This is a genomic window from Acetobacter sacchari (assembly GCF_017377715.1).
In the GTDB taxonomy this organism is placed as follows: Bacteria; Pseudomonadota; Alphaproteobacteria; order Acetobacterales; family Acetobacteraceae; genus Acetobacter; species Acetobacter sacchari.
This window is the reverse complement of the sequence record NZ_JAFVMF010000008.1, coordinates 200,670-209,103: the sequence shown is the minus strand read 5'-3', so window position 1 is coordinate 209,103 and position 8,434 is coordinate 200,670. Positions and strand designations below refer to the sequence as shown.

Annotated in this window: 8 protein-coding genes; 2 read left to right on the top strand and 6 right to left on the bottom strand. The window is 56.1% G+C overall.

The window, feature by feature from the left end:
* Window positions 1–87: 87 nt before the first annotated feature.
* Complete coding sequence (locus J2D73_RS09185; protein WP_207881279.1) at window positions 88–525, top strand: hypothetical protein; 438 nt, start codon at window positions 88–90, stop codon at window positions 523–525.
* A gap of 99 nt (window positions 526–624) precedes the next feature.
* Here J2D73_RS09185 and J2D73_RS09180 read toward each other — a convergent pair whose 3' ends face one another.
* The 6 genes from J2D73_RS09180 to J2D73_RS09155 form a co-directional block, all read right to left on the bottom strand.
* Window positions 625–1,410 (bottom strand): meso-2,3-butanediol dehydrogenase, encoded by a 786-nt coding sequence (locus J2D73_RS09180; protein WP_207881278.1) that lies wholly within the window; start codon window positions 1,408–1,410, stop codon window positions 625–627.
* Between the two features lie 157 nt (window positions 1,411–1,567).
* Complete coding sequence (locus J2D73_RS09175; RefSeq protein WP_026399014.1) at window positions 1,568–3,031, bottom strand: TolC family protein; 1,464 nt, start codon at window positions 3,029–3,031, stop codon at window positions 1,568–1,570.
* A gap of 169 nt (window positions 3,032–3,200) precedes the next feature.
* A complete protein-coding gene (locus J2D73_RS09170) occupies window positions 3,201–5,180 on the bottom strand; it encodes an FUSC family protein (RefSeq protein ID WP_207881277.1) in 1,980 nt (659 codons plus the stop codon).
* Between the two features lie 278 nt (window positions 5,181–5,458).
* Complete coding sequence (locus J2D73_RS09165; RefSeq protein ID WP_026399016.1) at window positions 5,459–6,460, bottom strand: efflux RND transporter periplasmic adaptor subunit; 1,002 nt, start codon at window positions 6,458–6,460, stop codon at window positions 5,459–5,461.
* A 21-nt stretch (window positions 6,461–6,481) separates the two neighbouring features.
* Window positions 6,482–6,757 (bottom strand): YtcA family lipoprotein, encoded by a 276-nt coding sequence (locus J2D73_RS09160; RefSeq protein WP_207881276.1) that lies wholly within the window; start codon window positions 6,755–6,757, stop codon window positions 6,482–6,484.
* A 164-nt stretch (window positions 6,758–6,921) separates the two neighbouring features.
* Window positions 6,922–7,929 (bottom strand): site-specific integrase, encoded by a 1,008-nt coding sequence (locus tag J2D73_RS09155; RefSeq protein WP_207881275.1) that lies wholly within the window; start codon window positions 7,927–7,929, stop codon window positions 6,922–6,924.
* A gap of 175 nt (window positions 7,930–8,104) precedes the next feature.
* Here J2D73_RS09155 and J2D73_RS09150 point away from each other — a divergent pair, with 175 nt between their 5' ends.
* Window positions 8,105–8,251, top strand: a complete 147-nt coding sequence (locus J2D73_RS09150) for a hypothetical protein (RefSeq protein WP_207881274.1) — start codon at window positions 8,105–8,107, stop codon at window positions 8,249–8,251.
* Window positions 8,252–8,434: the final 183 nt, after the last annotated feature.

Genomic DNA, 8,434 nt, shown 5'->3' with positions numbered 1-8,434 from the left:
GCGTCCACATCCAGAGCTTGAATCACATCAGACCGATTTTCCAAACAGGCTCTAAGAGCCAAACTACGCCTCGAATGCATAATTCCAATGATTGGAGAAAACCTCAAAGACTTATTTTCCTTGTTTTACTTCTCACAATTAGAAGATTTAAGCATTCCTAACTGCGGTCAAAAACCAGAAGCCTTTTGTATGCCAAGAAAATTGTGGGAAACAGATCAAGGTCTCATAGATAATTACCTTGTAACGTTAACCACGGCCTGCGGTAAAAAGGCCGTAAATCCTCCTCAACAACCTTTCCCGAACGAGCCTCGCTTAGAGAGTTTTTATCTTGCGTCCGTTCAGGAAATTGTCAGTGGGAAATTTTGGCTTGCGATGCTTTTTCATTACGTAAAAAATCAATATAATATTGGGTCAATTACTTTCGATTCCTTTACTTTTAGAATCGCTAAGAATTGCAACTTCGACAATCTAAATTGGTTAGTTGAATCTGTTATGCATGTGTACCCACAACACCAATCTGGATGATGTGTTCTTTTCGTGCAGTTGCACTCAGCCATTCCGGTTTCCTAGTCGTCAAGGCGGGGCGGACAGCTACGTCTTGGCTGTGGCAATTCGGTCTTAGCTTCACGACATAGGAAACGGCGGCTGACCGTTCGAAGCTGTCACTCCGCCGTCCACAGGCATAATCAGCCCCGTGACATAGGCGGCGTCATCGCTGGCGAGGAACGTGATGGCGGCCGCCATATCCTCCGGCAGCCCGAGCCGCCGGAGCGGTATGCGGCCCTCGACGCTTTTGACGAAGGCCTCGTCCTTCACGGCTTCGGCGGTCATGCCGGTGCGTGTGACCGAAGGGCAGATCGCGTTCACGCGGACGCCCGTGTGGCCGTGATCCATCGCCATGACGCGGGTAAGGTTCACCACGCCGCCTTTCGCCGCGTCGTAATAGGCCGTGTTCCAGTCCCCCCTCATGCCCGAGACAGAGGCCGTGTTCACGATGTTGCCCCTGCTTTCGATCAGCAGGGGCAGAAAGCTGCGGCTGACGTTGATCGTGCCGGTCAGGATGGTTGCGCAGACCGTGCCCCATGATTCGAGATCGCAGTCGAGGACCGTGCCCAGAGCGGTCACGCCCGCGTTGTTGACCAGCACGTCCAGCCCGCCGAGCTTTTCTTTCGTGAATGACAGCAGCCCGGCGACTTCGGACCGTATCGAGATATCGGACAGGGATGCGAACGCGCGGCTGGGGTCGAGGCCCTCCATCACCGCATCGAGCTTCTGGCGGTCGCGGTCGACGAAGATGACCTGAGCACCCTCATCCAGAAACCGCAGCGCCGTCGCCCGGCCGATGCCCGACGCGGCGCCCGTGACCAGCACCTTGCGGCCTGTGAAGCGGTTCAATCCCTTGATGGTCATGCGTCGGTTCCCTCTTGCGGTGATGGACATAGAAGTCACGCGCGGGCGGGTGGGTTGCATGGGGGATTGGGCGGAGTGGAGGAAAGTCGGGGGAATTCTGTTGCGATGCCTCCGACGGGCGCTTCCGCCGACGAGGGCTCAGCCTGAAGCCGGCGGGTTAGTTGTCGGCGTCTCCGAACGCTTCCATACCGGCGGCGGACGTCAGTTCACCGGTAGCGAACGCCAGGGCCGCGGCGTTCATCAGCGCCTGAGCATGGCTGACGGCGTATGCGCTTGTCGCCTGCGCAAGCTGTGTCTGGGCCTGTGTCGCGTCTGTCAGATTGCCGACCCCGGCGGCGTATGATGCGGACGCCGCCTTGAAGGCGTTTTGTGCGGCGTCGCGGGCGATGGCGGCCGAGTGCACGGAAGAGAGGGAAGTTTCCAGCGCGTCGCGTGCGTTTGCGACCTGTTGTTCGGCGGCCAGAACGTCTTTGTCGAGGGTCGCTCTTTGCGCCCGCTCGCGTGACTGCGCCTGCCTTAGCTGGTTTTGCAGCAACCCTCCCTGAAAGAGAGGCCATGACAACTGGACCGCGACGGTGCCGTTGGGCTGGGCCACCCGTGAAGCTGGCGCGGTCTGGGTGTATCCGTACACCTTTTGCTCGCCGATATAGGCCTGCACGTTTGCGTTGAATTCCAGTTTCGGCAACATGGCCTTCTGTGCGGCGCGTGTGGCGGCGGTAGCGGCGTCCATCTTGTAGAGATCGGACAGGATGTCCGGCCGGCGCTCGAGGGATGCGTGCATCAGGCGCGACACGTCTCCAGGGATTTGCTGTGGAAGGTGCGTGTCTCGGGAGGACGCGACTGAGAGGTTGACGTCTGGCGGCAATCCCATCGCCTGCAGAAGAGCGTATCGTGAACTGTGCTCGGCGCTGCGCTTCTGGTCCTGCTGAAAAACTGCGGTGGCGGCGTTGCTACGGGCCAGGGTGACGTCGACGACGGTGGCTTCGCCATGAGCGTATCGAGATTCTGCCGAGACCTGCAGCAAGTGTGTATTACGAACAGACTCTTCCGCCGCTTCGTAGTCGGCGATCGAGGCTTCGTGGTTATAATAGGCGTTGATGACGTCCATGAATAACTTTTGGTGGGTCTGTGTAAAATCAAAATTCGATGCGATTGAGAGCGCTTTTGCGCTGTCTATGGTTGCGCGCGTGTGGCCGAAATCAAACAGCAGGTAAGACAGCTGAATTTCAGGGAACGCGGCGGCGGCGTTGGCCGCCATATACCCTCTGGGCGTGAGGAAGTTCGGCATGGAGGTCACGGTACGGCGGCCGCCTGCAAGCAGCGTTGCGGTGATCTGCGGAGCCAGCGTGGACTCGGACACGCCCACGGCGAGCGCGTTTTGCCGCGCCTGCTCCCATGCGAGGTGGGTCTGCGGATTGTGTCTTTCCGCGATATCGATCAGTTCGGACAGCGATAGCAGCCTCCCGGACGTTGCAACGCTCTCCGCAGACGCGGCGTCCTGCCGGGCTGACTGCATGCCAGCTTCGGTTGAGGCTTGATCCAGCCTGCTCAGGCTTTGGGAGATTTTGCTGTGTGTCTGCGCCGATGTCGGAGCGACGAAGCCATCGCTGCCCGGGGGCATTTTCAAGCCTGTCTGTTCTGTTGGATGCCAGGGGCGATCTGCTGCCGAGGGAGCGAGATCCGATGTGTCGTGACATCCGCTCGCTGCGGCAAGAACCAGACAAAGCGAGGAGATCGAGGGGAGACGTGCTGTTCTCACTCTGGTTGCGGAAGTTTTCCGGTTCGAGGACTCAACCATGTGAAATACCTGCGCTATTATACAGTGCGGCGTCCAAAGTGCCTAGAATATTCTTGATTCCATCATCTACTGACGAAAACCAGATCGTTCTCTCAGGATCGTCGGGAATGACAGGAGGAACGGGGACGGATGATTTGAGTTCGTCATATCCCTCCCCTGTCACGATCCATTGGGAAAACCTGTCGAGCCACCCCTTCAACGCAACAAGAGTCGTGTCGACTATCGCACTCGACAGATGGGACATATCGACGACAACTGATATTTTTACTGCCAGAATCTGGATATCGGTAAGAAGGCGATGGTTGAAATCGCTGGCGAAAAGTCGCTTGCTTACTGCGGCTCCCTCCAGCGCGTCTCCACTGAATGATGATCTGACGGCCGCAATGGACTGGCCGAATGATTCGCGATCTTTTTCCTGCGCGGGATCGAACGGTGCTTCCGGATTTTCTTTTTTGAAAACCGTCATGTCTGCGAGCGTTTTTACAGCGTCGGCCAGGTTCTTGCGTGCGATGGTGGCTACGCTGACGGGCCAGAGCGTTGTCGAGACCAGGGCGACCACTACATTGCCCAACAGGACGCCGACGACACGATCTCTGGCCGTTTGCATATCCAGTGTGGGACCATATCCCTGAAGAATACTGAGGCAGAAGGCGAAAGCTGTTTGCACGCCAGCGTAGGCGATTCGATCGCTGCCCGACTTTATCCACGCAGAGACAAACAGTACGGGCGTCATCATGAGGATGAGTCCCATGATGCCTGTGATGACAGGCATAAACACGAGAATACAAAAAATTCCTGCAAGCCCCCCGGCAAGTGCGCCAAGCAGACGCAGAAACATTTTGTGTGTTGTATCGCCGATTGTTCCCATCGGAACGACGAAGCAAGTCAGAACGCAAGTTCCGATCGCAGGCCAGTCTGTGAAACGTTCGATAAGATAACAGATAACAACTGATACACATAGTCTGCCCGCGGCGTGGCGACCTGCGCGCTTGACTGCGATCCCGGATTTGAAAAGTGGTGCGGGCTTATCGTCGATCTTCGGCAGCAGGGATTCATCGACTTCGCCGGGCTTTGAAGTCAGCGCGAGAATGATTCCAACGCTACGCGCGACCTCCCGAGCCAATGGGTGTAGTGCGGGACTGGAGGTGAACGCCTTCGCAAGACGCTTCAGATTGCCTGCGGCGTCATGGCCGATGGTCGATGGGAAAACCTCATCGTTAGATTTTACGATCAGTCTTGCTGAATGTCTAAGAATGCCAGACGACGTCTTCAGGAGATCTGGCGTTGTCGGAGACGTCTCCGATTGCGTAATTTTTCTTTCGTTGACAGTGGTGGCCCATAATGTCGCCATTAGAGAAATGCGCGATATGTAGCGAATTAAGGCACGACTGGCCGCAGGATTCTCTGCCTCCGATTTGAAAGATGCTGCCAAATCATGTAATTTCCTCATGCCAGAAACGCCCTGAAGTGACGCCTCGAAGACCTTTTCCATCGAATGACTCTTCCGTTCGCACCCTTCTTCCATTGCATTGGCAACAAGTAACAATCTGTCAGCTTCCGCCTTTTTCAATACCTTGCCGGGATCACGCCCCCACAGATGGTTTGTAATAATGATCAGTGTCAGCGCTACGGCGTAAAGGAACGCAAACCAAAGGCATTCGTGGAGGAATGACTCTTCTGGGGACAGATACGCACTGTCGCGAATGACGCTATCTGTCGTGTTCCCTATCCAGGCGTCTATCGCGTTACCCGCACTCTCCACCTGATCCACCATTGTCAGCAGATAGACGGTCCAGAAGAAAAAAACGTTGGCCAGCATACCTGCCGTCATCACTGCGCTCAGATATCCCGCGCAAAGTGTCAGGAGGACCATCAGAGGCAGGCGTATCGCTGGTTCATCCATCGTGAACATCATGCACAAGATGCTCGCGCCGGTACCGATTACGATCATGCCGCCACCGGTCAACGCCATACGCGAACTGGTCGCCGCGTCATTACCCGAGAGCAGAAAGCCGATCCACACAAAGAGCGCGACCTCGGGCAGCCGAAACGTCTCTCCAATCAGAAGAAACAAGATAGCGAGACATGTCAGTCGGATTGTATTTTCCAGCCGCCCGGGAGACGGTGCCATTTCAGCCGCCATTCCCCGAATTGTGAAAACCGGGTTCTCCTGGTCAATAGAGAGAAGATGGACATTGCCAGACTTATTTTCTCTCGCAGCCCGACGTCTGAGTGAGAAGAGGCTAAGATTCATCTTTGGATCGTCGCAACGACCGTTGCTCCGATACGCATAAGCTCAGGAGGGGGTTGATCCAGACTGATCCGTATTGGGTAACGTTGGGCAATTCTGACCCAGTTCAAGTTGCGCGCAACTTGCGGCAGCCCACTCGTCAGACTGCCTACATCGGGCTGGACGCCGCCGCCGAGGCTCTCGACATGACCGTGCAGTACAACATTGGGACGGGCCAGAACATGGATGATCGCGCGTTGGCCAGGATGAAAGTCGGGCACCTGAGTTTCCCGGAAATTGGCGATCACCCACCAGTGCTCGGTGTCAATGATCGTAAACAGAGCCTTACCTTCTGCCGCATACTCGCCAGCGGCGATGTTGAGCCCTGTAATCTGACCGTCACATGGGGCTTTAACTTCTGTTAAACGCAGGTCCCTCTGCGCAGCGGCCAACTGTGCGGTTGCTCCGACGATCTGCGCTCGAAGCGGCCTGTCGTCACGAACGTTCTTCGTTGCGGCATTCTGCGAGTGGATTGCCTGCTCGAGTGCTGCAGACGAGGTTTTAACGTTACTCTTGGCCTGATCGAGTTGCTGAGCCGTCACGAAGCCCTGCCGAGCCAGAGGAGCTAAACGCGCTTCGGTAGACTGGGCCAATGCAAGCTGGGCCTGCATTTGTTCGACACTGCTTCCCTGAGCCTTGGCGGTCGCCACTTGCGAGCCGATCTGCAAATCCTGCAAAGGCAACTCCGCCTTCAGGTTATCCAAATTGGCCTGAGCTTGCTCCAGCGCGTAACGGAAAGGTTCTGGATCAATGACAAATAGCGTATCACCGCGACGGACAAACTGGTTATCTCGTACGTTGATGGTGATGATTCTGCCACTGACTTCCGGGGCCATATTGACGATATTGGCTTGTATAAACGCATCATCCGTGCGGGGACTGCGATCAACAAGATAGGCTGCGACGAGAGCTAACAGCGCGCAGAGCAGCAGACTGCTGACGAGAAACGCATATCCCGTCATTTTTTTCGAGGATACCATCCTTCAAATACCTATCCAGATGATCCACAGGGCCAAAGTAACGGCTGTGCCAAACGCAAGCCATGAAAGCATTGGCAGGGGGACGGCGTCGTCGAGATCCAGCGCACTAAACAGAACGCGAGTTAACGCCGCTACGCTGACGCCCGCAAACGCGCACAGGAGCCAGGAAGGAAAAAAAGATCCGAACAAATCTTGCGTCGGTGACGTATTACATCCTCCGACGAACAAACAGTTCATTATCGTTATTTTCTTTATGTGATTTTGCTTCATCAGATCCATTATAAACTTTCCGTCATCGTCGCTTAACGTGGACGCAAGGTAATGGTTCCTGCTCCGGGAGCCATTCAAACACCTGGCGGCGCATGAAAGAAGCTTCGGTGACGCTGTGTCCGTTAGGTAAAGTTCACTGTGGTTTTTCTCGAATTACTGTCGCCCTCGCGGCCTCAACCCAATTTTCTGGCCAACTCACTCGGATCTGGCCGATAGTAATCCTTCAACACATTGAGCGAGCGGTGCCCCGTCACCGCCGCCAGCTCCAGCACATTGGACAGCTTCTTGCTGAACTGCGTCGTCGCCTCGCGACGCGAATCATGGAAATGCAGATCTGGCAGCCCTGCAACATCGCGTGCGCGGCGGAAGAACTGATCCAGCGTCTCGGACGCAACGGGGATAACTGACTCGGCGCCGCTCCCCGGCCCTATGATGCGCAGCAAAGCGATCGCCTCTGACGAAAGAGGCACGTACCGCTCATCGCCGTTTTTCGTCTTCCGCAGGTAGGCATATCGTTTCTCCAGGTTGATTGCCTGCCAGCGCAGAGAAAGAATTTCGCCCTTCCGCATTGCTGTTTCGAGCGCAAGATAAAACGCGACTGCAACCCACCCCATCCTGTTCTGCGGTCGAGAAGCTCGATCCCACCCGAGGGCCTCGGCGATCGCAACGCGCTCCTCGGCCGACACACGCCGCTTCCTCGCTCTGGGGTTCTTTGGGCGCTGGATCAGATGCACCGGGTTCGCCGCGAAAGGCGCCCTCCATTCCTTCATTGCGTGATTGATCACGGCCGAAATGAAGTTGAGATCACGGTTGACGGTAGACGTTGCAACGGACGTAAGCCTTTGGTCACGCCATGCCGCCAGTTCCTGCGGACCGAACGCGCTCGGTGGGACGTTGAAAGCTGGAATCCTGCGAAGAGCTTCCGCGCGGATAACTTCCCAACGTACGCCGCCCTTTGATGGTGATACCTCCCGGCTATACCGTTCGATGATATCGGCCACCGTCTGTTTGCCCGAAACCGGAGCCAGCTTCGCAGGGACCTGCCCGGCCAGAATGGCCGCTTCAGCGCGGATCGCCCACTCTTCCGCCTCGGCCCGGCTGTCGAAGGTCGCATTGACCCGCCTGCCCTTACGGACCACCATTGCGCGCCATGACTGACCACGTTTCACGATTGACGCCATTTGGCCCTCCTGAACGGGCCATACGGCATGGTGTAAACTTGGTGTAGACGGGGGTCAGAACAACGGAATTCGGGTGTTTTTAAGTAAAGTCAAGTTATTGATATCGTTGTATATCTTTGTGAGGTAAGGGTTGAAACCCTCCCTCACCCGGCACCAAGAAGAACAAACGGAATCAATGCAGTGGAGCGAACGCTCATTCCGCATCGGTGGGCACCCTCTCCTCCTGCAACGATTTGAGCAGAACGACGACATCCTCAACGAGGACGAGCACCATCTGCACGACCGGTTCAACGGCGGCGATGTGATCGGAGCGTATTCCTGATCCAGATTAATTTTTCTATGTTACGACAAAATGGGAAAGCGAAACTTTTACGCCCTGCTTTCCCGACAAACGAAATATTTTGCCCCGGTGCGTTGATAAGCTGCCGGCAGAAGAGCGGGATGGGCCTGCAGCGCGACCCGCTCCCTTGATCGCCCCCTAATCGCGTGGATTTCCGGGGCGCGA

Coding starts and splice junctions, on each gene's coding strand:
- J2D73_RS09160 (WP_207881276.1), bottom strand. CDS start 6,757: ATGGATCTGATGAAGCAAAATCACATAAAGAAAATAACGATAATGAAC.
- J2D73_RS09165 (WP_026399016.1), bottom strand. CDS start 6,460: ATGACGGGATATGCGTTTCTCGTCAGCAGTCTGCTGCTCTGCGCGCTG.
- J2D73_RS09185 (WP_207881279.1), top strand. CDS start 88: ATGATTGGAGAAAACCTCAAAGACTTATTTTCCTTGTTTTACTTCTCA.
- J2D73_RS09150 (WP_207881274.1), top strand. CDS start 8,105: ATGCAGTGGAGCGAACGCTCATTCCGCATCGGTGGGCACCCTCTCCTC.
- J2D73_RS09180 (WP_207881278.1), bottom strand. CDS start 1,410: ATGACCATCAAGGGATTGAACCGCTTCACAGGCCGCAAGGTGCTGGTC.
- J2D73_RS09170 (WP_207881277.1), bottom strand. CDS start 5,180: ATGGCGTTGACCGGTGGCGGCATGATCGTAATCGGTACCGGCGCGAGC.
- J2D73_RS09175 (WP_026399014.1), bottom strand. CDS start 3,031: ATGCCCCCGGGCAGCGATGGCTTCGTCGCTCCGACATCGGCGCAGACA.
- J2D73_RS09155 (WP_207881275.1), bottom strand. CDS start 7,929: ATGGCGTCAATCGTGAAACGTGGTCAGTCATGGCGCGCAATGGTGGTC.